The organism is Cupriavidus agavae, from assembly GCF_004217045.1.
GTDB classification, from domain to species: domain Bacteria; phylum Pseudomonadota; class Gammaproteobacteria; order Burkholderiales; family Burkholderiaceae; genus Cupriavidus; species Cupriavidus agavae.
On the sequence record NZ_SGXM01000008.1, the window covers coordinates 63,762 to 84,404 of the forward strand.

Genomic DNA, 20,643 nt, shown 5'->3' on the forward strand with positions numbered 1-20,643 from the left:
CGCGTACCCCGATCGAATCCCGGTTTGATACCCACGATGGCCAGATGCTGTTCTACCGGCACTGGCCGGCCCGCTCCGGGCAGCCTCGTGGCGCCGTGCTGCTGTTTCATCGCGGACACGAGCACTCGGGCCGCGTGGCGCACCTGGTGGACGAACTCGACCTGCCCGACCACGCATTCTTTGCCTGGGATGCGCGCGGCCATGGCCGGTCGCCGGGCGAGCGGGGCTACAGCCCGAGCCTGGCCACCTCGGTACGCGACATCCAGACCTTCGCCGACCATATTGCCGCCGAACACGGCATCGCCGTGCGCGACATGGCCGTGGTGGCGCAGAGCGTGGGCGCGGTGCTGGCCACCACGTGGGTGCACGACTACGCGCCGCCGATCCGCTGCCTGGTGGTGGCCTCCCCGGCGTTCAGGGTCAAGCTCTACGTGCCGTTCGCGCGCCCGGGCCTGAAGCTGATGCACCGGCTGCGCGGCAAGTTCTTCGTCAACAGCTACGTCAAGGCGAAGTTCCTGACGCATGACCCCGAGCGCATCGCGAGCTATGGCACCGATCCGCTGATCACGCGGCCCATCGCCGTCAATATCCTGCTGGACCTCTACGAGACCGCCGAGCGCATCGTGGCCGATGCCGCCGCGATCACCGTGCCCACGCAGCTGCTGATCTCGGGCGCCGACTGGGTGGTGCATCGCGGGCCGCAGGACGCGTTCTTCGAGCGCCTCGGATCGCGGGTCAAGCAGAAGGTGGTGCTGGACGGCTTCTACCACGACACGCTTGGCGAGCGCGACCGCGCGCAGGCCGTGGATGCGGCGCGGCAGTTCATCGTGCGGCAGTTCGACACCCCGTCGCCGCGCGTCTCGCTGCGCCATGCCGACCGCCAGGGCGCGTTCCGCGACGAGGCGGACCGGCTGGCGCGGCCGGTACCCGCGGGCAGCCTGGCGGCGCTGTACTGGACGCTCACGCGCGCCGGGCTGCGGCTGGGCGGCGCGCTGTCCGAAGGCGTGCGGCTGGGACACGCCACGGGCTTCGACTCGGGCTCGACGCTCGACTACGTCTACCGCAACACGCCCGCCGGCCGCTTTGGCGTGGGCAGGCTGGCCGATCGCAACTACCTCGACGCCATTGGCTGGCGCGGCATCCGCCAGCGCAAGGTCCACGTGGAGGAACTGATCGGCGAGGCCATGGCGCGGCTGCAGGCGGACGGGGTACCGGTGCGCATCGTCGATATCGCCGCCGGCCATGGGCGTTACGTGCTCGAAGCGCTGGAGTCGCAGAAGGCGCGGCTCAACGGCACGGGCGTGGCGTCGATCCTGCTGCGCGACTACAGCGACATCAACGTGGCGCAGGGGCAGGCGCTGATCCGCGCCAAGGGGCTTGAACACGTGGCGCATTTCCGCAAGGGCGATGCGTTCGACGGCGACGACCTCGCCGCGCTGGACCCGGCGCCGACGCTGGCCATCGTCTCGGGGCTCTACGAACTGTTTGGCGACAACGACATGGTGGCGCGCTCGCTCGGCGGACTCGGCCGGGCGGTGGCGCCGGGCGGCTACCTCATCTACACGGGTCAGCCGTGGCATCCGCAGCTCGAATTCATTGCCCGCGCGCTGACCAGCCATCGGGCCGGCTCGGCCTGGGTCATGCGGCGGCGCCCGCAGGCCGAGATGGACCAGCTCGTGCGCGAGGCGGGGTTCGAGAAGATGGCGCAGCGCATCGACCCGTGGGGCATTTTCACGGTGAGCCTGGCACGGCGCGTGGACGGGCCGGCATGACGGTGGCCGGGCGCGCGGGCGATATTCCTGCCGAAAGCCGGCCGTGGGGGCTGGCAACGCTGCTGCTGGCCGGCATGGGCGTGCTGTTCTTCAGCAGCTACGGGCTGGCGAACTGGCTGGCCAGCCAGCGCGGCGAGGTGCCATTCTTCCACTACGAGTGGGAGCGCGGCATGCCGTTCGTGCCGTGGAGCATCGTGCCGTACTGGTCGATCGACCTGCTGTACGGTATCTCGTTCTTCCTCTGGCGCACGCGGGCGGGGCTGCTCACGCACGTCAGGCGCCTGCTGGCGGCGCAATTGATCTCGGTGGCATGCTTTATCGCGTTCCCGCTGCGCTTCTCGTTCGAACGGCCGCCCGCCGACGGCCTGCCCGGCCAGCTCTTTACGCTGCTGGGCGGCTTCGACAAGCCGTTCAACCAGGCGCCGTCGCTCCATATCAGCCTGCTGGTGGTGCTCTGGGTGGCCTACGCGATGCATCTGGCGCCGCGCTGGCGCTGGGGGCTGCACGTGTGGTTCGCGCTGATCGGCATCTCGGTGCTGACGACCTACCAGCATCATCTGATCGATGTGCCGACCGGCTGGCTCGTGGGCTGGCTGTGCGTGTTCGCGTTTCCGCTGCCCGCCGGGCTCGCGCGGGCCGAGGCCAGCGGCACGCGGATCGGCGTGGCGGCGGCGCAGCCCGATCCCCGCGTGCGGGCGCTGGCGTGGCGGTATGGCGCCGGGGCATTGGCGATGGGTGTCCTCGCATGGCTTGCGCTGGCATGGTCGGTGACGGCGTGGCTGCTGCTGACATGGGTCGCGCTCGCGCTGCTGTGCGTGGCGCTGATCTATCGCGCGGGGCGTGCCGGGGCGTTCGGCAAGGATGAGCATGGCGCGCTGCCGATGGCGGCGTGGTGGACGCTGGCGCCGTATCTGGGCGGCGCCTTCCTGAACTCGCGCTGGTGGACGCGCAGGCATGACCCCGTCAGCCCGGTGGCGGAGCGCGTCTGGATTGGCCGCCTGCCGACGCAGCACGAGTTGTCGCTGGCTGGCGCCGACGCGCTGCTGGACCTGACCGCCGAGTTTCCGCGCCTGGCCCACGCGCCGGCCTACCGCTGCATCCCGGTGCTCGACCTGACGGTACCGACGCAGGCGCAGTTGCGCGCCGGCGCCGCGCAGATCGAGCAATGGCACGCTGCGGGGCGGACCGTGCTGGTCTGCTGCGCGCTGGGCTACTCGCGCAGCGCGCTCGTGGTGGCGTGCTGGCTGGCGCGGCAGCGTGGCATTCGCGACGTGCAGCAGGTGCTGGCGATGCTGCGCGCGGCGCGGCCCGTGGTACTGGGGCCCGCCAGCGTGGCCGCACTCGCACGATTCATCGAGGAGGACGCAGCATGAGCGAAGCCCGGGACGAACCCGCGCGCTGGCTCGCGCACGCCACGGCCGGCGCGTTGCGCGCGGCGGCGCGGCTCAATATCGCGGCGCTGGTGCTGGCGCTGGTCAATGTTGCGCTGGCCGGGATCATGGCGCCGACAGGCACGTTGTGGCTGGTGGCTGGCGCCGTGGCCGCGCTGCTGGCGGCCGCGCAGCTCTGGCTGCTGGTGCGCGTGGAGGTCGACCGTCGCCTGTTCGATGCGCTGGCGTTGGCCGGCGCCGCCCCGGACCTCGCCGAACTCGACGCGGCGCTGGCCGCGCTGGGCTGGATGCCCGCCTCCCGCGCCGGCCGCCCGATGGCCGCGCGTGCGCGGGGTGCGAGCCGCTTCCTGACGATCGCCGGCGTGCTGATGGCATTGCAATGGCTGATCGCCGTCGTGATCCTGCTGCTGAGATAACCGCTGGAGCCATCCGCCATCGCCATGAACTGGACCGCAAGAATCGTCGCCCGCCTGATCATCGGGTTTGCCCAACTGCTCACCGGCATGCAGGCGCGCTGGAACGGCTGCCTGCCGATGGCGCGGCAGCGCGTGTACTTTGCCAACCACAGCAGCCATGGCGATTTCGTGCTGATCTGGGGCAGCCTGCCGCCTGACCTGCGCCCGCAGACGCGCCCGGTGGCCGGTGCCGACTACTGGCTCAAGTCGCCGCTGCGGCGTTTCATCGGCCGCGACGTGTTCAACGCGCTGCTGATCGACCGCACCGGCACGGGCGCGGGTGCCGCGGCCGATCCGGTGGCGCAGATGGCGCAGGTGCTGGCCGATGGCGCATCGCTGATCATCTTCCCCGAGGGTACGCGCAACACCACCGAAGAGCGGTTGCTGCCGTTCAAGAGCGGCATCTACCACCTGGCGCGCAGTTGCCCGGCCGAGGCCGGCGTGGAGTTCGTGCCGGTCTGGATCGACAACCTGAACCGCGTGATGCCGAAGGGCGAGGTGGTGCCGGTGCCGTTGCTCTGCACGGTCACGTTCGGCACGCCCCTGACGCTGGCCGCCGGCGAGCCGAAGGAGGATTTTCTGGCCCGCGCCCGCGCCGGCCTGCTGTGTTTGGCCCCCGCCCTCGACTGAACCGACGCCTGCCCATGATTCGAGAAACCCAACTGTTGTTCGCGGGCGCCTTCGGCGTGCTGATCCTTGCTTCGGCGATTGCGTCCGTGCTGCGCTGGCGCGTCGCCCGGGGGCAGCCGCACGGCGTGATCGACAACCTCACTTCGCGCATCAACGCCTGGTGGTGGATGATCGGCATCCTCGGCGTGGTGTTCGCCATGGGACGGGGGGCCATCGTGGTGCTGTTCGCACTGCTGTCGTTCTACGCGCTGCGCGAGTTCGTGACGATCACTACCACGCGGCGGGGCGACCATCGCGCCATCGTCGCGGCGTTCTTCGTGTTCCTGCCGGGGCAGTACGCGCTCGTCTACACGGGCTGGTACGGGCTGTTCTCGATCTTCATCCCGGTCTACGCCTTCCTGATCCTGCCGATCCTGTCGGCGCTGTCGTCGGAGACCACGCGCTTCCTGGAGCGCTGCGCCGGCGTGCAGTGGGCCGTGATGATCTGCGTGTTCTGCATCTCGCACGTGCCCGCGCTGCTGACGCTGCCGATCGCGGGTTTCGAGGACCGCAACCTGCTGCTGATTGCCTTCCTGGTGATCGTGGTGCAGGGCAGCGACGTGCTGCAGTACGTCTGGGGCAAGATGCTCGGCAAACGCAGGATCGCCCCGCTGCTGTCGCCGTCGAAAACCGTGGAAGGCTTCGTCGGGGGCGTACTGAGCGCCACCGCGCTGGGCGCCTCGCTCTGGTGGATCACCCCCTACGGCTCCCCGCTCAAGGCCGGCGCCGTGGCGCTGGTCATTGCCCTGATGGGCTTTCTCGGCGGCCTGGTGATGTCCGCCATCAAGCGCGACCGCGGCATCAAGGACTGGGGCCACATGATCGAAGGCCACGGCGGCATGCTCGACCGGCTCGACTCGGTAGTGTTCGCCGCCCCGGTGTTCTTCCATGTGACGCGGTATTGGTGGGTGTGAGGGGAGCTGGCCCTTCACTCCAACCTGAACGTCCTCACCACGCCCGCCAGGGTCGCCGCTTGCCCCTGCAGTGCCGCCGCCGCTGCGGTCGACTGTTCCACCAGTGCCGCGTTCTGCTGCACCATCTGGTCGAGCTGGCTGACGGCGACGTTCACTTCCTGGATGCCGCGCGTTTGTTCGCGGGCGGCCTGGGAAATTTCGCCGATGATCTGGGTCACGCGGCCCACGTTGCCGACGATCTCGCGCATGGTTTCGCCGCTCTGGCGCACCTGGCCGGAGCCGGCGTTGACGCTGCTGACCGTCGATTCGATCAGCGTCTTGATTTCCTTGGCGGCCTGCGAGCTGCGCTGGGCCAGCCCGCGGACCTCGCCGGCCACGACCGCGAAGCCGCGTCCCTGTTCGCCGGCGCGGGCGGCCTCGACGGCGGCGTTCAGCGCCAGGATATTGGTCTGGAAGGCGATGCCCTCGATCACGCCGATGATGTCGGAGACCTTCACCGCGGCGCGTTCGATGTCGCCCATCGTATGGATGGCGCCGTCGATGGCGGTACCGCCGTTGGTGGCTACCTCCTGGGCCCGGGCGGCGGTGTCGTCCGCCTGCCGCGCCGACGATTCCGACTGGCCGACCGTGGCGGTGATCTGCTCCATCGACGCGGCGGTCTGTTCAAGGCTGGCGGCGGCCGATTCGGTGCGGCGCGAGAGATCGGCGTTGCCCTCGGCGATCTCGTTGGCAGCCACGTGGACCGACTCGCTGGCGTCGCGGATCTGGCGCATCACGTGCACGAGCTTGTCGGCGAAGGCGTTGAAGGCGCGGGCGATCTGGGCCACTTCGTCGGTGCCGTCGGCGGGCAGGCGTTGGGTCAGGTCGCCGTCGCCGGAACCGATGGCGGTCATGGCATCGCGGATGCCCGACAGCCGGCGGAACGATACGGCGGTCACGCCCGCCACGATGGCCGCGGCGGCGCAGGCCACGATCACGAGCGAAATCAGCGAGGCGATCAGCACCGAGCGCATGCCGGCGGTGGCCTCGGACTTGTCCAGCGCGATCACGGCCACCCAGTCCGTGCCCGGAATCTCGCGGCCGCGCAGCAGCTTGGCGGCGCCCGCCACATCCACCTCCATCGGCAGCGTGGCGGAGACCAGCGCGCCGAGCTTGTCGCCGTCGAGCGCGGGAATCAGGTCGGACACGGGCTTGAGCGTCAGCTTGTCGTCGAGATGCGCCACGATCTGGCCGTTGCGGGCCGCCAGCAGGCCGAAGCTGTCTGGCGTGGGATGGATCGAGCGGACATTGGCCACCACGGCGTCCATGGCCACGTCGCCCCCGATCACGCCCTTGACCACGCCGTCGCGCACCACGGGCGCCGCGAACGTGACCACGAGCTTGCCGCTGCTGGCCGCGATGTAGGGCGGCGTCACGATCGGCTTGCCGGCGGCCACGGCCTGCTTGTACCAGGGGCGGGCGGTGGGATCATAATCGGGCTTGAGGCCGGCGGCGTCCGAGAACCGGTGGCTCTTGTCGGCATAGCCGACATAGGTCTTGATGAAGCCGCCCGCATTCGACACCAGGCGCAGTGCAGGGATGGGATCATCCTGCAGCGCCACGTCCTGCAGGGACTGGATCATCTGGGTGTGGCTGGCCACCCATTCGGCGATGGCGTCGACGTGGCCGGTCTGCACGGCGGCCAGGTTGTTGTCGATCGCCTCGTTGTTGTAGGCACGCGCCACGAGCTGGTTGACGAGGGCGTTGGCGGCGAGCGCCACGATCACGATGGCCACGGATAGGGCCACGATGCGCGCGCGGAGCGAGGAAAGCATGTGTCGGACTCTTCTCTCAGGTTGGCCCGGGTCCGGGCAGGAGGATTGCCGACGCATTGACGGCGGTTTCCGCCCTAGCCTTTAGTGCGATGCAACATAGAGATTCTGGCATCACTTTTGACAGATTCGAACGAGCGTTCGCGTCGTATGGCGCATTTGCCATATGCGCTAGGGGCACTTGCCATACAACCAAGGGAAAACCCGCCGCACTGCAACATCACCTTGCATTCACACGGCGACGTTCCTATGCTGAACACCAGAATTCAATTTAATTTGAATCTGTATTCAGAAGGATCTAACGCGTAACATACGCACACGGGGCGGTCGGCATCCTCCGAGGGAGGACCGGAACAGTGAGCCAGGACGGGGCGCTGCAAGGGTTCTGGAGGTGATGTGGACCGTATGGATGGGGTAGCCGCGCCATAAGCGGACTTTCATCCAATCAGCGCGCCGCGCGGCAAGCGAAAGCCAGACGACGTGCCAATAAGAAGTGAACGGCCATGGCCACCATCCTCTTGCTCGAGCCACATCCACTGCTGCGCCTTGGATTGCGCCATCTTTTGGCCCAGGCGCACGTGCCGGGCGATCTCGTCGATCTCGATCCGGGCAGCCTCCACCAGCCCGACCCCTGGACGCACCACGCCGACCTGCTGATCTTCGGCCTGCCGGCAGATGCCGCCCAGGGCTGGCAGATGCTGGGCGACCTCTGCGAGCGCCTGCAGCCGCTGCGCGTGCTGGTGCTGGCCGAGCACGTGCCGGCGCCGCTGCCCGAGGCCGGCCTGCCCGACGCGGTGCGCGGCGTGCTGGCCAAGACCTGTTCGTCCGATGCGCTCGAAGCCGCGATCCGGCTGGTGCTGGCCGGCGGCGAGTGCTTCCCGTCGCAGGTGCCGCCTGCGCGCCAGCCCGAGGCCGCGCAGGGCGCGCGCCACGCGGCCGCGCCGATCGTGGTGCCGCTGCACAGCGTGCCGGTGGACCTGCCGGGTGCCGCGGCGGTGGCCGCGCCGGTGGCGACTCCCGAGACGCCGGCCGCCGGCGCCCACCTGCTCAATATCACCGAGCGCCAGTACGAGGTGCTGGCGCTGCTGGCGCGCGGCTATCCGATCAAGACGGTCAGCCGCCTGCTCAATATTTCGGTCGCCACCGCCAAGACCCACGCATGCACGCTCTATCAGCGCCTGCACGTACGCAACAAGGGCGAGGCGGTGTACGTGGCGCTGCAGCGGGGTGCCACGCTGAACTGGATCGGACCCACGCCGGCCCAGCCCACGCATATCCCGATGTCGTCGCTCCATGCGCGGGAGGCCTGTGAGGCCGCCTGACCGAAGCCACATGCCACGGGCCAGCCACGGCCCGCCTGCACCATCCGCCGGCCCGCCCTCATCCATAGGCATGAGGCAGCGGCCGGCCGTGGTTGCTAGCCTGTAAGACAGGTCCGGCGTCCGGGACAGCCGTATCCTCCGAAGTCCCATGCTCGCCAGGTGTTCAACTGTGTTCGATGCCCTTACCCGGGGCGGCCCGCCGGTGTATCCCACCTTGGCGGACACACGCGCCGTGCGCGCGGATGGCTTCCCGATGACGACCTACCTGATCGCCACCAACGAAATGATGTGCCGCATCCTTGCGCGACGCATGGAAGCGCAGGACATTCCCACCCCAGTGCGCTGGCATGGCCCCGACTGGCTGCTGGAGCCTGCGGACTTGTCTGACGTCACACGTACATACCGCCAGGTCGACAACCCGGACCGGTCCGAGCCGCTGCCCGAACAGGCGGTGGAAATGGCGCTGGTGGACTGCAGCGGCGTGGGCGGCGACCCCCGCCGCCTGCTCGACCGCGTGCGCGAGCGGCTGGCGCCGCGCCGCTGGCTGGTGCTGTCGGACGCGCTCGATCCCACGCTGATGACCCACGCCGCACTGCTTGGCGCCAGCGGCTGCCTGGCGGTGCCGGCGCCGGTGGAACTGGTCTGCGCGGCGGCCACGCTGGTGTGGGCCGGCGGGCAGTGCTTCCCGCGCAGCGCGCTGTCCGTGCTGCGCGCGCTGCCCCGGCTCGACGTGCCGGCGGCCGATGGGATGACCCTGCCGGCCGCGGCCCGCCTGCACGCGGACGGGTCTACTGCCATCGGATGAGTTTCGGCTGACGCCGATACGACTATGCTGTTTGTACCCGTGGTCAGAAGCCGGCGCCATGCCGAGGCCGGCCGCCGCGGGACGCAGGGGGTCGTATGGAATCCGGAATCGATATCCTGGTCATCCACGGGTTTGCCGTGCGTGAGGGCCGGGACAAGTGGGCATGCTGCTACGAGATACGGCTCGCCGTGATTGGCGGGCCGTTGTTGTATCGGGGCGAATTGCACGGGCGGCGGCATCCCACCGAGGCGGCCGCCGTGGTGGCGGCGCTGGCGGTCGGGGAGCAGGAAGCCACCCGGCACCTGGAAACCGCGCGCGCGATGTTCCTGGCGCTCAAGCGCCGGCAGTGAAACCTTCCCCTGGCTGACTTCCCGGCAGGCCCGGCACCAAAAAAGAAGCCCGCCGACCGGGGGACCATGCGGGCTTTGAAATGGCTGCCCACGTGGTGGACAGCCATTACCGTCAACATATCGAATCGCGCTTGCGGACTGTATCAACCAGAAGACGCATGCCAGCCCGGCGTCTCATCCCCGCTTGCGGCGCCCCCGTAACGCCCGCCAGCCCAGTGCTGGCGTGGATATGGGGTGGCATGCGGCGGGCCGGGCAGGGCGCGGCACGGGCCGGCGCCCTCATGCTTCGGTAGGTAGGGCACCCCACACACGTCATGGCGCGGCGTACCGGGCGGTGCTACGCTGGCCCTTCGTCGCTCCGCAAGACCCACCATGAGCCGCTGGCATCTGATCACCTTCTTCGGCGAGTCCACCTTCCTGCTGCCCTGTGCAGTGTTCCTGTACGTGTGGCTGCGCTGGCATGGCGCCACGCGCGTGGCGCGGCACTGGCTGCTGGCGTTCACGCTGACGGCCGGCGCGGTGCTGGCCTCGAAGATCGCGTTCATGGGCTGGGGCATTGGCAGCGCGGCCATCGACTTCACCGGCTTCTCGGGGCATTCGATGATGGCCGCATCCATCCTGCCGGTGCTGCTGTACCTGGCGATGCCGGCGCGCCGTCCCGGGCTGAGCGCGCTGGCGGCGCTGGCCGGCGTGGCACTGGCGCTGGCGGTGGGCGTGTCGCGGCTGGCGCTGCATGCGCATTCGCCGTCCGAGGTGGTCAGCGGGCTGGCGCTCGGCTTCCTGGTCAGCGTGCCGTTCATCCTGCGCCACGGCGTGCCGCGCGGCCCGCTGACGATGATGCTGGCCAGCGCCGCGCTGCTGTCCATGCCGCTGTTGCCGGTGTCGCACATGACCGGCATCACGCACGGGCTGGTGACCGAGATGGCGCTGTTCCTCTCGGGCCGTGACCGCCCGTTCGAGCGCGGCGACTGGATGTCGCGCGCGCCGTGCGCGGTGTGCCCGGAAGCCGCCGCAGTGTCCGCAGGTGCCGCCGGCGGTACAGCCGGCGGCGCTGCGGCCGATGCCGCGCGGGTCGTCCGGTGCGCCACCGCACGTTGTCCCGCCTAGCCGGAACGCACCCCGGGCACCTGTGTGCGCCCCCCCACAGACTGCCGACACCCCCTGCGCAACCATGACCCGGTAAGGTTTCCCGCAAGGGCATTGGGGCTGTCATGGCATCGAACTGGAACGTCGCCGCCGAGCGGCATAGCGCGCTTCACTATCTCTACAGGCTCTCCGACGCCCTGCTGATTGCCGTGGCCGGCATCGCCATGGGGGCGCTGTACTTTCCCGGTGGCATCCGCGAGGCGGCGCCGGTCAACGGCTTCCTGACCATGCTGTGCGCGATCGGCGCGCTGGTGGTGTTTCCCGGCTTCGGCGTCTACGAGTCGTGGCGCGGGCGCAGCCTGGCGGTGCTGGCGCTGCGCATCTGCTCGGCCTGGGCCACGGTGTTCGTCGCCGGCCTGCTGGGCGCGTTCCTGATCCACCAGATCGCGGCGGTCTCGCGGGTCTGGTCGATGGGCTGGTTCATCAGCACGGCGCTGGCACTGCTGGTCTCGCGCGCGATCATGTTCCGCATGCTCGGCAACGTGCGCGAGCAGGGTATCAACGCCAAGCGCGTGGTGATCTTCGGTTACGGGCCGCTGGGGCGCGAGATGTTCCTGCGCGTGCAGCGTATCCGCACGGCCGGCTACCGCGTGGTGGGCATCTACGACGAGCACAGCCAGGGCATTCCCAATGGCGTGACCACGCTGCGCACCGTGGAGGAGGTCAACGCGTTCGTCAGCAGCCAGGGCGTGCGCGAGATCTGGCTCACGCTGCCGATGGCCGCCTGCCGCGATCTCTCCGAGGTGGTGCGCCGCTTCCGCAACGACCTGATCGATATCCGCTGGGTGCCCGATGTGTCGTCGGTGGAGCTGCTCGGCCACCGGTTCAGCGATTTCATGGGATTGCCGGTCATCGATCTCAACGCGCCGCCGGTGTCGGGCATCACGGGTTTGCTCAAGGCCAGCTTCGACCGCGCGTTTGCGGCCGGCGTGCTGCTGGCGCTGAGCCCGGTGCTGCTGGCCATCGCGGTGATGGTCAAGTGGTCGTCGCCGGGGCCGGTGCTGTTCCGCCAGCAGCGGCTCGGCATCGATGGGCAGCCGTTCCACGTCTACAAGTTCCGCACGATGCGCGTGCATGCCGATACCGGCGTCACGCAGGCCACGCGCGGCGACCCCCGCGTGACGCGCATCGGCGCGTTCCTGCGTCGTACCAGCCTGGACGAGCTGCCGCAGTTCCTGAACGTGCTGCGCGGCGAGATGTCGGTGGTGGGCCCGCGCCCGCACGCGATGGAGCACAACGAGATCTACAAGGAACTGATCGACCGGTACATGCTGCGCCACCGCGTCAAGCCTGGCATTACCGGGTGGGCGCAGATCAACGGACTGCGCGGCCAGACCGACACGATCGACAAGATGCGCAAGCGCATCGAGTTCGACATCTATTACATCCAGCACTGGTCGTTCCAGCTCGACCTCCGGATCATCGTGCGCACCGCACTGCACGGCTGGACCGGCGCATCGGCCCACTAGCGCCGGCACGCCCGCAGTGGCGCGCGGTATTGGTGCGACATCGCACCGAGCGGGACGCGCAAAAGCCCTGGAATGGAGCCCGTCCTACAAAAAATTGGGAGACGACGCATGAAAGCAACCATCCGCAATATCCTCGGTGAAGTGGCACGGCTCGATGTGCCGCTGGCCACGCTGGCCGATAACGATGACCTCTACGCCGCCGGCCTGTCGTCGCTGGCCACCGTGCACGTGATGCTGGCGCTGGAGAATGCGTTCGACATCGAGATCCCCGACCAGATGCTGACGCGCCAGCTGTTCCGCAGCGTGGATTCGCTGGCGGCCGCCGTGGAGACCATCCGCCAGCAGCAGGAGGCAGCATGAGCCCCGCCAAGGTGGCGCTGGCCCATGCCAATCCGGACGCCAGCAGCGCCATGGCGACCGATGCGCTGATCGCCGCCGCGCGCGAAGCCGGCGCCGAGGCGCAGCGCTTTGCGGATGCGGTGGACCACGAGGCGCGCTTCCCGCACGAAGCCTTCGCCATGCTGCGCGAGAAGCGGCTGCTGGGCGCGATGGTGCCGGCCGTGCTCGGCGGCAGCGGCGCGTCGCTGGCCACGGTGGCGGCCATCTGCCGCACGCTGGGCGAGCACTGCGCGTCGACCGGCATGATCTACGCGATGCACCAGATCCAGGTGGCCTGCCTGCTCGAACACGGCGCCGGCAATGCCTGGCAGCAACAGTTGCTGGCCCGCGTGGCCGAGGAACAGCTGCTGCTGGCGTCGGCCACGTCCGAGGAAGCCATCGGCGGCGCGCTGCGCAGCAGCGGCTGCGCGGTCAACGTGGAGGGCGACCGCTTCCACCTGCTGAAGATGGCGCCGACGATCTCGTACGGGGCGCACGCCGACGGCATCCTGATCACCGCCCGGCGCCACGCCGACGCCTCGCCGTCGGACCAGGTGCTGGTCTGCACGCTCAAGGCCGACTACACGCTGCAGAGCCTGAACACGTGGGACACGCTCGGCATGCGCGGCACGTGCAGCAACGGTTTCCGGCTCGAAGCCACGGGCCATGTGGACCAGGTGCTGCCGGTGCCGTTCGGCGAGATTGCCGACGCCACGATGACGCCGGTCTCGCACATCCTCTGGAGCGCGCTCTGGGTGGGGATTTCGAGCGATGCGGTGTCGCGCGCCAAGACGTTCTTCCAGGGCCAGGCGCGTGCGCGTCCGGGCCAGCTGCCGCCGTCGGCGCCGCGCGTGGCCGAGGCCGTCAGCATGCTGCAGATGATGGAGGCCCGCGTGGACATGGCGCTGGAACGCCAGCGAGCGCGCCATGCCGGGGCGTCGGTGTCGGCCGCGTTCGCACTGGCCGCCGAGATGAACGGACTCAAGACCGCGATGTCGACCATGGCGCTCGAAGTCGTGCAGCAGGCCATGCTGGTCTGCGGCATGGCCGGCTACAAGCAGGGTACGCCGTTCAGCCTGGGCCGCCATCTGCGTGACCTGTGGTCCGCCCCGTTGATGATCAACAACGATCGCATCCAGACCAACACGGCCAACCTGCTGCTGGCCGACCGTTCCTGAGGAGCCCCCGATGGATGCCCATGCACTGACTGACGTGACGCAGGGCGGCGGTGCGCCGGAATCGGCCGCGCCCCAGCCTACCTATCTGGAACAACTGCTGGCCGCCGGCCTGCTGATCGAGACCGGCGTGAAGGGCCTGTATGGCCGCAGCGCCGTGTTCGAGGCGGTGGCTGACGGTCTGAATGCGGCCATCACGCGCCTTGGCGCGGACCAGCAGGCCGAAGTGCTGCGCTTTCCGCCCGCCATGGGCCAGCACGATTTCGAGACCAGCGAATACCTGAAGAGCTTCCCCAACCTCGCCGGCACGATCCACAGCTTCTGTGGCGACGACCGCGGCCATCGCCGGCTGCTGGCGCGGCTGGAAGACAAGGAAGACTGGACCGACCAGCAGGAGCCCACCGGCGTGGTGCTGACGCCCGCCGCGTGCTATCCGATCTATCCGGTCGTGGCAAAGCGCGGGCCGCTGCCCGAGGCGGGCAAGGTGGTTGACGTGCTGTCGTACTGCTACCGGCACGAGCCGTCGCTGGAACCCACGCGCATGCAGCTGTTCCGCCAGCGCGAATATGTGTGCCTGGGCTCGCCCGAGCGCATCGTGGCGTTCCGCCAGCTCTGGATGGAGCGCGGCCAGGCGCTGGCCGAGTCACTGCAACTGCCCGTCGAGGTGGATGTCGCCAACGACCCGTTCTTCGGACGCGGCGGCAAGATCGTGGCCGACAGCCAGCGCGAACTCAAGCTCAAGTTCGAGCTGCTGATTCCGGTCAACGACGGGCTCGGGCCCACGGCCTGCATGAGCTTCAACTACCACATGGACCACTTCGGCGCGCTGTGGCACATCGGCCTGGCCGATGGCGGCACCGCGCACACGGGCTGCGTGGGCTTCGGGATCGAACGGCTGGTGCTGGCGCTGCTCAAGCACCACGGGCTCGATCCCGCCAGATGGCCGCAGCCGGTGCGCGAGACGCTGGGAGACGTGTAAATGTACGGTGACGGCAAGGCGGTACGCACGCGCGGCGGCGCGCACGCGCTGCACGGGGGCAACCCCGTGTGGTCGCATGCCAACCGCCATATCGACCTCTGGGTCGAGCTGTTACATGGATGGGATTTCGAACCTATCGCGGCACTGCCTTTCACCGTCACGCTTGATTTCGAGGGCGACCAGTTCACGCCCTCGAACATCCCGCCCTCGGACCTGGAGCGGCTCTACGGCATCGTCAAGGACGAGCTGTCGACCTACGGCCGGCTCGAGGCGCACGTGGCGGCGCAGACCAACCGCGGCCACGCCGTGCTGCTGGAGGTGGACAACTACCAGTTGCCGCAGCCGGCCGGCACGTACCGGCGCCAGCATGCGCGCGCCTGCATCGCCATCGACGTGCTGGTGCCCGAGGCAACCGCCGTGGGCTACTACCACCACGACGGCTACCACACGGCCAGCGGCGACGACTACCTGGCGATCTTCCGCACGCCGGCCCACGAGACCATGTGGGGGGTGGCCACGTTCCCGCAGGCCGAGGTGGTGCGGCGGCGCTTCACCGCGCTTGGCGCGAACGAGCTGCTGCGCGCCTCGACCGATATCCTGCGCGGCCACCTGGCACGGCGTCCGCGCGAGAACCCGATCAAGGCGTTCCGCGCCGCGTTTCCGGCGCACCTCGAACAACTGATGGCGCGCGGCGAGCCAAACTTCCAGATCTACGCGGCCAGCGTGCTGCGGCAACTGGGCGCCAACTTCGAACTGCTCGGCCGCTACGTGCGCTGGCTGGTGATGAACGGCCAGCCGTTGCCCGATACCGTGGCCGAGGCGTGCTACACGATGGCGTCCGAGGCCATGGTGATGCAGTTTCGGCTGATGCGGGCCGTGATCAGCCACAAGCCCGACAGTTGCGAAGACTGCCTGGAGCAGCTCGAAATCGCCTACCAGGGCACCGTGCCCGCGCTGGCGGCGCACTTTGGGGAGACCGTCACATGACTGCACGCGACCCCGCACCGGCGCTGCTGCCGGTGCTGCATGCCGGCGTGGCCGTGCAGCCGGCACGGCTCGAAGGCGACTGGACCCTGCTCGAAACGTTTGCCAACGCGGCGGCACATCCGGGGGAGCTGTCCGAGACCGGCCACTGGCTGCCTGCCACGGTACCGGGTACGGTGGCCACGGCGCTGCGCGCGGCCGGGCGCTGGGACGAGACGCTGCCGCCGCCGCTGCACCAGCACGACTACTGGTACCGGCTCCATTTCCCGGGCAGCGGCCGCCGGGTGCTCCGCTGCAACGGTCTGGCCACGGTGGCCGAAGTCTGGCTCAACGGAGTCAACGTGCTGACCACGCGCCACATGTTCGCCGCCCATCAGGTGGAGGTGGAACTGGCCGGCGCCGATAACGTGCTGCATATCTGCTTCCGCGCGCTGCATCCCTACCTGCGTTCGCAACGCGGCCCGGTACGGTGGAAGCCGCGCATGATCCAGCCGCCCACGCTGCGCGCGGTGCGCACCACGCTGCTCGGCCATATGCCGGGCTGGTGCCCGCCGGTGCATGCGGTGGGCCCGTGGCGCGACATCGAACTGCTCGATCCCGTGGGCGACGACGCGGCTCATGGCGTGCGCGCGGAACTGTCGGGCACGCTCGACGGCGACACCGGCGCGGTAGCGCTGCAACTCCATTTCCCGGGCGCGGCACCGGCCACCGGTGCGTTCTCGGCGATCGGCCCCGACCAGGCCATCTGGCACGGCGAACTGCATCGCACCGGACCGAACACGCTGGCCGGCAGCCTGAGCGTGCCTGACGCCCAGCGGTGGTGGCCGCACACCCATGGCGATCCGGCGCTCTATCGCGTGGATGCGAGCGTTGGCAGCCGGGTGCTGGCTTGCGGCAACGTGGGATTCCGGACGATCACCGAAGACCGCGACGGCGAGGCCGGCGCGTTTGGCCTGCGCATCAATGGCGAGCAGGTGTTCTGCCGGGGCGCCTGCGTGTCGAGCCATGACCTGCCGGGGCTGGCCGATTCCGACGAGGCCGTGGCGCGCTGGCTTCAACTGGCACGGGACGCCGGCGCCAACATGGTCCGCGTGAGCGGCGTGACGTGCTATCCGGGCGAGGCGTTCTACCGCCAGTGCGACGCGCTGGGGCTGCTGGTCTGGCAGGATTTCATGTTCGCCAACTTCGACTACGGCGGCGAGACCAGCGCCAGCCCGGCGTTCGTCGACGATGCAAGACGCGAGGTGGCGCAGTGGCTGGCGTCCACCCGGGCGCATCCGAGCCTGGCCGTGCTGTGCGGTGGCAGCGAGGCCGAGCAGCAGGCGTCGATGATGGGCGCCCCGCGCGGCGCCTGGCGCCAGCCGCTGTTCGATGCGCTGATCCCCGCGCTGGTGGCGGAACAGCGCCCCGACGTGATCTATGTGCGTAACTCGCCAAGCGAGGGCGCCTGGCCGTTCCAGCCCGATACCGGTGTCTCGCATTACTACGGCGTGGGCGCCTACCAGCGCCCGCTGTCGGATGCCCGGCTCGCCAACGTGCGCTTCACGTCCGAATGCCTGGCGTTCGCCAACGTGCCGTGTGCGCGCACGCTGGCCGAGGCGGGGCTGTCCCAGCCGCTGCACGACCCGCGCTGGAAGGCGCGCGTGCCGCGCGACGCGGGCGCCGCGTGGGATTTCGAGGACATCCGCGATTTCTACCTGCGCGAGCTGTATCAGGTCGATCCGCCCCGGCTGCGCTACGAGCGCCCGGCGCGCTATCTGGCGCTGTCGCGCGCCGTGGTGGCCGAGATCATGACCGAGGTCTTCGGCGAATGGCGGCGCACCGGCTCCACGTGCCGGGGCGGACTGGTCTGGCAGTTGCAGGATCTGCTGCCGGGGCCGGGCTGGGGCATCGTCGACGCGCGTGCCCGGCCGAAATCGGCCTGGCATGCGCTGCGGCAGGTCTGGCAGCCGGTGCAGGTCATCCTGACGGATGAGGGGCTGAACGGGCTGCATGTCCACCTGATCAACGAGACGGCCGCGCCGCGCACGGTGCAACTGCGCCTGCGCTGCCTGCGCGACGGCGAGCATGTGGCCGCCGAGGCCGTGCAGACGCTGACGCTGGCGCCGCGCGAACGGCGCCGGCTGGTGGCCGCCGGGCTGCTCGACCACTTCTTCGATTTCACGTACGCCTACCGCTTCGGGCCGCCGGCCCATGACGTGGTGCTGGCCACGCTGCACGATGCGGCCCCGGACGGGGCCACGGACGAGGCTGCCGGCCAGCCACGCAACGCGTTGCTCAGCCAGTCCGTGTTCCTGCACGACCGGCGCGCCGACGCGCTGCGCGACCCCGGCCTGCGCGCCAGCGTGGCCTGCGAGGACGGCGCCTGGTGGCTTACCGTCAGCGCGCAGCGCTTCGCGCGCTGGGTCCACATCGAGGATCATGCGTACCAGCCGGAGTCCGACTGGTTCCACCTGGCGCCGGGCGAGACGCGCCGTATCCGCCTGATGCATGAGGCGGGCGCCACGGGCGGCGTACCGGCCATCCCTTCGGGCGAGGTGGCCGCACTGAACGCCGATCGCGCGGTCAGCTACGACGGCTGACGCCTCATCCTGCCCATCCGGCCTAAACCTTTCCCGGGCCATCTCAACCTTTGCGAACCTGCCCGCCAGCCCACGGCTGGTGCGGCAGCGCACGCCCGCCTCATCCTGCTGGCCAATGCCCTTGCACGAGCCCCTGGTGCGCGGCCTCGCCGGAATGCCTACATCCAACCTACCAAAGCATGAGCTTCTGACCTATCCGTCTGCCTACTGTCAGTTCTGTGTTCCATGGCACTTAATACAGTCAACAACGAGTTGATGGCCGAAGCGCAAACGGGGCAACGGCCAAGGGTTCACGGGTGGCGGCCGCAGGGCTGCCGAACATTCGCCAGCAAACAGCTGAGAAAAAGGCGGAGCGGCGAAGTCGGGTCACATGTCTCGCAAGTATTGTCTTGCGGCGGTACCGATGTCGCTCCTGGGTCATACGGAGGGAAGGGAAATGATTACGCATCGGTCGGACCTGCATATCAATCATCTGCTCAACGCACTGCCGCGCCACGAATGGGACGTGCTGTCGCGCCACTTCGAACTGGTGCGCCTGCGTGCCGGCGAGCTGCTGACCGATTCCGGCCAGCGCATCGTCCATGTGTACTTTCCCACCACGTCCGTGGTCTCGCTGCTGTCGCTGCTCGAAGACGGCGCCACGGTGGAGTTCGCCGCGGTGGGCAACGAAGGGCTGGTCGGCATTCCGGTGGTCACGGGCGGCGACACGATGCCGAGCCGCGTCGAAGTGCGCAGCCCAGGCTTCGCCTACCGCATCCCGGCACGCGTGCTGCGCGGCGAACTGGGCCACCTCCCGGCGCTGCAGCGCGTGACGCTGCTCTACGTGCAGGCCGTGCTGACGCAGATCGCGCAGACCGCCGCCTGCAACCGCCACCACTCGCTGAACAAGCAGCTGTGCCGCTGGCTGCTGCTGGCCATCGACCGCATGAATTCGAACGAGCTGGTCATCACCCAGCAGGTCATCGCCAACATGCTCGGCGTGCGCCGCGAGGGCGTGACCGAAGCCGCCGGCAAGCTGGAAGACCTGGGCCTGATCCACCACAGCCGCGGGCACATCACGGTGCTCGACCGCTGCGGGCTGGAGCACCATTCGTGCGAATGCTACAAGCTGGTCAAGCGCGAGTACGACAGGCTGCTGCCGGCGCTCTCGCTGGCGCATGCTTGATCTGCTGAAAACCCAGTCGGTTTTCTCCCCTCTCCCGCAGGCGGGAGAGGGGACCCAAGACAGCGAGTGCGATCAGACGTGCGGCTCGACACTCCCGAACGAAGCCAGCAGCCCCTCGATGACGGTCACGTACGCCGCTTCCAGGTTGTCCAGGCTTTCGCTGCAAGCGTCCGGACGGCGGCGCGCCACCGCGCGGGCCAGGCGGAACTGCAGCACCTTGCATTCCGACGCGATGGCCAGCGCGGCCTCGCGCACCGCTGCCGGCACCGGGTAGCCATGTTCGCCTAGCCAGGCCAGGCAATGATGCAGCATCTCGAAGTTGGCGCCGAGCTGGCGCGGCAGGTTGAACCCGTAGTGATGGAAGTAGGCGTCGCCGCGCGCCAGGATGGTTTCGACCTGGGCCGGGAATTCCGCGCGCCAGCGGGTGATCGGATGCTCGGCCGGACGCCGGCCCAGATGGCGGCGCATCAGTTGCGCGACCGCATTCGACAGCGCCCGGCCTTCCAGCGGGGCGCGCACGCGCTTGGCGCATTCGGCATACGGGAACAGGATGTTGCCGTTGCCGCCCAGCTCGGGCAGCAGCCGCATCAGGCCCCGGTAGTCCTCGCCATCCACGCTGTGGCGGCCAAGGCTGTGGTAGTACCCCATCCGCTGCGTCACCGTGTCGATGGCGTCGATGGCAATGGTCGTCTTGACGTGGCCGCTGCGGTAGGCCGTGGCGCGGGTGTCGGGCAGGTAGAAGCTGTCCACCTCGACCAGCATCGCGTGCCCGCGTGCCACCTGCTCGGCGATGTGTGCTTCGAGCGTGTCGTAGACAGCCGTCTCCTGCACCACCGTGCCGTAGAGCAGTTCGAGATCGGCCTGCGGGTACTTGAAGAACGTGAAGTGGTCGCCTTCGTAGTCCTGCGCCACCGTGAACGCCAGCGCCGCACGCGGATCGAGGCCCCAGCCGTACAGCAGCTCGATCCACAGGTCCATGTAGCAGTTGGTCTCCTGCCAGATCGCATCCTCGCCATGCAGCCGCCGCGCCGGCGTGGCCTGGCGCGCGGTGGGTTGGATCGGCGCGGCCTCGCTGCCGGGCTCTGCTGCCAGTTGCGCTGTGGCTTGCTCCATCTTCGGTCCTCCGAGGTTCCGCCATGCCGGTGGGCCGCGCACGTGCGGGGCCATCGCCATTGGAGCCGAAGCCCGCGCGGGCTTCGGTACGGTCTCCAACAAAACGCGGCGCGCCCGGTGCGGCACCGGGGGTGTGCGGAATCGAACAGAGACCGGCGCTGCA

At 69.2% G+C, this 20,643-nt stretch carries 18 protein-coding genes; 16 read left to right on the forward strand and 2 right to left on the reverse strand.

The window, feature by feature from the left end:
• Window positions 1–44 precede the first annotated feature (44 nt).
• The 5 genes from EV147_RS21415 to EV147_RS21435 are packed head-to-tail and all read left to right on the forward strand — an operon-like array spanning window position 45 to window position 5,201.
• Entirely contained in the window at window positions 45–1,772 is a 1,728-nt protein-coding gene (locus EV147_RS21415) for a bifunctional alpha/beta hydrolase/class I SAM-dependent methyltransferase (RefSeq protein WP_130393325.1), read from the forward strand.
• Window positions 1,769–3,145, forward strand: a complete 1,377-nt coding sequence (locus EV147_RS21420) for a phosphatase PAP2/dual specificity phosphatase family protein (protein ID WP_130393225.1) — start codon at window positions 1,769–1,771, stop codon at window positions 3,143–3,145. The genes EV147_RS21415 and EV147_RS21420 overlap by 4 nt, the downstream gene beginning before the upstream one ends.
• Window positions 3,142–3,579, forward strand: a complete 438-nt coding sequence (locus EV147_RS21425) for a hypothetical protein (RefSeq protein WP_130393226.1) — start codon at window positions 3,142–3,144, stop codon at window positions 3,577–3,579. Before EV147_RS21420 ends, EV147_RS21425 begins: the two co-directional genes overlap by 4 nt.
• A 24-nt stretch (window positions 3,580–3,603) precedes the next feature.
• Window positions 3,604–4,248, forward strand: a complete 645-nt coding sequence (locus EV147_RS21430) for a lysophospholipid acyltransferase family protein (RefSeq protein ID WP_130393227.1) — start codon at window positions 3,604–3,606, stop codon at window positions 4,246–4,248.
• 14 nt (window positions 4,249–4,262) lie between these two features.
• Window positions 4,263–5,201, forward strand: a complete 939-nt coding sequence (locus EV147_RS21435) for a phosphatidate cytidylyltransferase (RefSeq protein ID WP_130393228.1) — start codon at window positions 4,263–4,265, stop codon at window positions 5,199–5,201.
• 14 nt (window positions 5,202–5,215) lie between these two features.
• Here the strand turns inward: EV147_RS21435 and EV147_RS21440 are convergent, their stop codons facing one another.
• Window positions 5,216–7,015 carry a methyl-accepting chemotaxis protein gene (locus EV147_RS21440; protein ID WP_130393229.1) on the reverse strand — a complete coding sequence of 600 codons (1,800 nt, stop codon included), beginning with the start codon at window positions 7,013–7,015 and terminating at the stop codon, window positions 5,216–5,218.
• Between the two features lie 500 nt (window positions 7,016–7,515).
• Here EV147_RS21440 and EV147_RS21445 point away from each other — a divergent pair, with 500 nt between their 5' ends.
• The 11 genes from EV147_RS21445 (at window position 7,516) to EV147_RS21495 (ending at window position 19,367) form a co-directional block, all read left to right on the forward strand.
• Entirely contained in the window at window positions 7,516–8,334 is an 819-nt protein-coding gene (locus tag EV147_RS21445) for a helix-turn-helix transcriptional regulator (protein ID WP_130393230.1), read from the forward strand.
• Between the two features lie 169 nt (window positions 8,335–8,503).
• Window positions 8,504–9,139 (forward strand): DNA-binding response regulator, encoded by a 636-nt coding sequence (locus EV147_RS21450; RefSeq protein ID WP_328591142.1) that lies wholly within the window; start codon window positions 8,504–8,506, stop codon window positions 9,137–9,139.
• 95 nt (window positions 9,140–9,234) lie between these two features.
• On the forward strand, window positions 9,235–9,489 hold the full coding sequence (locus EV147_RS21455) for a hypothetical protein (RefSeq protein ID WP_130393231.1): 255 nt from the start codon (window positions 9,235–9,237) through the stop codon (window positions 9,487–9,489).
• Between the two features lie 372 nt (window positions 9,490–9,861).
• Window positions 9,862–10,596 (forward strand): phosphatase PAP2 family protein, encoded by a 735-nt coding sequence (locus EV147_RS21460; protein ID WP_130393232.1) that lies wholly within the window; start codon window positions 9,862–9,864, stop codon window positions 10,594–10,596.
• Window positions 10,597–10,700: 104 nt separating this feature from the next.
• A complete protein-coding gene (locus EV147_RS21465; protein WP_130393233.1) occupies window positions 10,701–12,104 on the forward strand; it encodes an undecaprenyl-phosphate glucose phosphotransferase in 1,404 nt (467 codons plus the stop codon).
• A 108-nt stretch (window positions 12,105–12,212) separates the two neighbouring features.
• Window positions 12,213–12,464 (forward strand): acyl carrier protein, encoded by a 252-nt coding sequence (locus tag EV147_RS21470; RefSeq protein WP_130393234.1) that lies wholly within the window; start codon window positions 12,213–12,215, stop codon window positions 12,462–12,464.
• Window positions 12,461–13,660: an acyl-CoA dehydrogenase family protein gene (locus tag EV147_RS21475; RefSeq protein WP_130393235.1), complete on the forward strand. Its 1,200-nt coding sequence runs from the start codon at window positions 12,461–12,463 to the stop codon at window positions 13,658–13,660. Before EV147_RS21470 ends, EV147_RS21475 begins: the two co-directional genes overlap by 4 nt.
• Before the next feature lie 10 nt (window positions 13,661–13,670).
• The gene (locus tag EV147_RS21480) at window positions 13,671–14,636 is read left to right on the forward strand and encodes an amino acid--[acyl-carrier-protein] ligase (protein WP_130393236.1); all 966 of its coding nucleotides are present in this window, start codon (window positions 13,671–13,673) and stop codon (window positions 14,634–14,636) included.
• The gene (locus EV147_RS21485; protein WP_130393237.1) at window positions 14,637–15,623 is read left to right on the forward strand and encodes a DUF1839 family protein; all 987 of its coding nucleotides are present in this window, start codon (window positions 14,637–14,639) and stop codon (window positions 15,621–15,623) included.
• The gene (locus EV147_RS21490) at window positions 15,620–18,202 is read left to right on the forward strand and encodes a glycoside hydrolase family 2 protein (RefSeq protein WP_130393238.1); all 2,583 of its coding nucleotides are present in this window, start codon (window positions 15,620–15,622) and stop codon (window positions 18,200–18,202) included. Before EV147_RS21485 ends, EV147_RS21490 begins: the two co-directional genes overlap by 4 nt.
• A gap of 436 nt (window positions 18,203–18,638) precedes the next feature.
• Complete coding sequence (locus EV147_RS21495) at window positions 18,639–19,367, forward strand: Crp/Fnr family transcriptional regulator (protein WP_130393239.1); 729 nt, start codon at window positions 18,639–18,641, stop codon at window positions 19,365–19,367.
• 72 nt (window positions 19,368–19,439) lie between these two features.
• Here the strand turns inward: EV147_RS21495 and EV147_RS21500 are convergent, their stop codons facing one another.
• Window positions 19,440–20,480: a DUF1839 family protein gene (locus EV147_RS21500; protein WP_130393240.1), complete on the reverse strand. Its 1,041-nt coding sequence runs from the start codon at window positions 20,478–20,480 to the stop codon at window positions 19,440–19,442.
• Window positions 20,481–20,643: the final 163 nt, after the last annotated feature.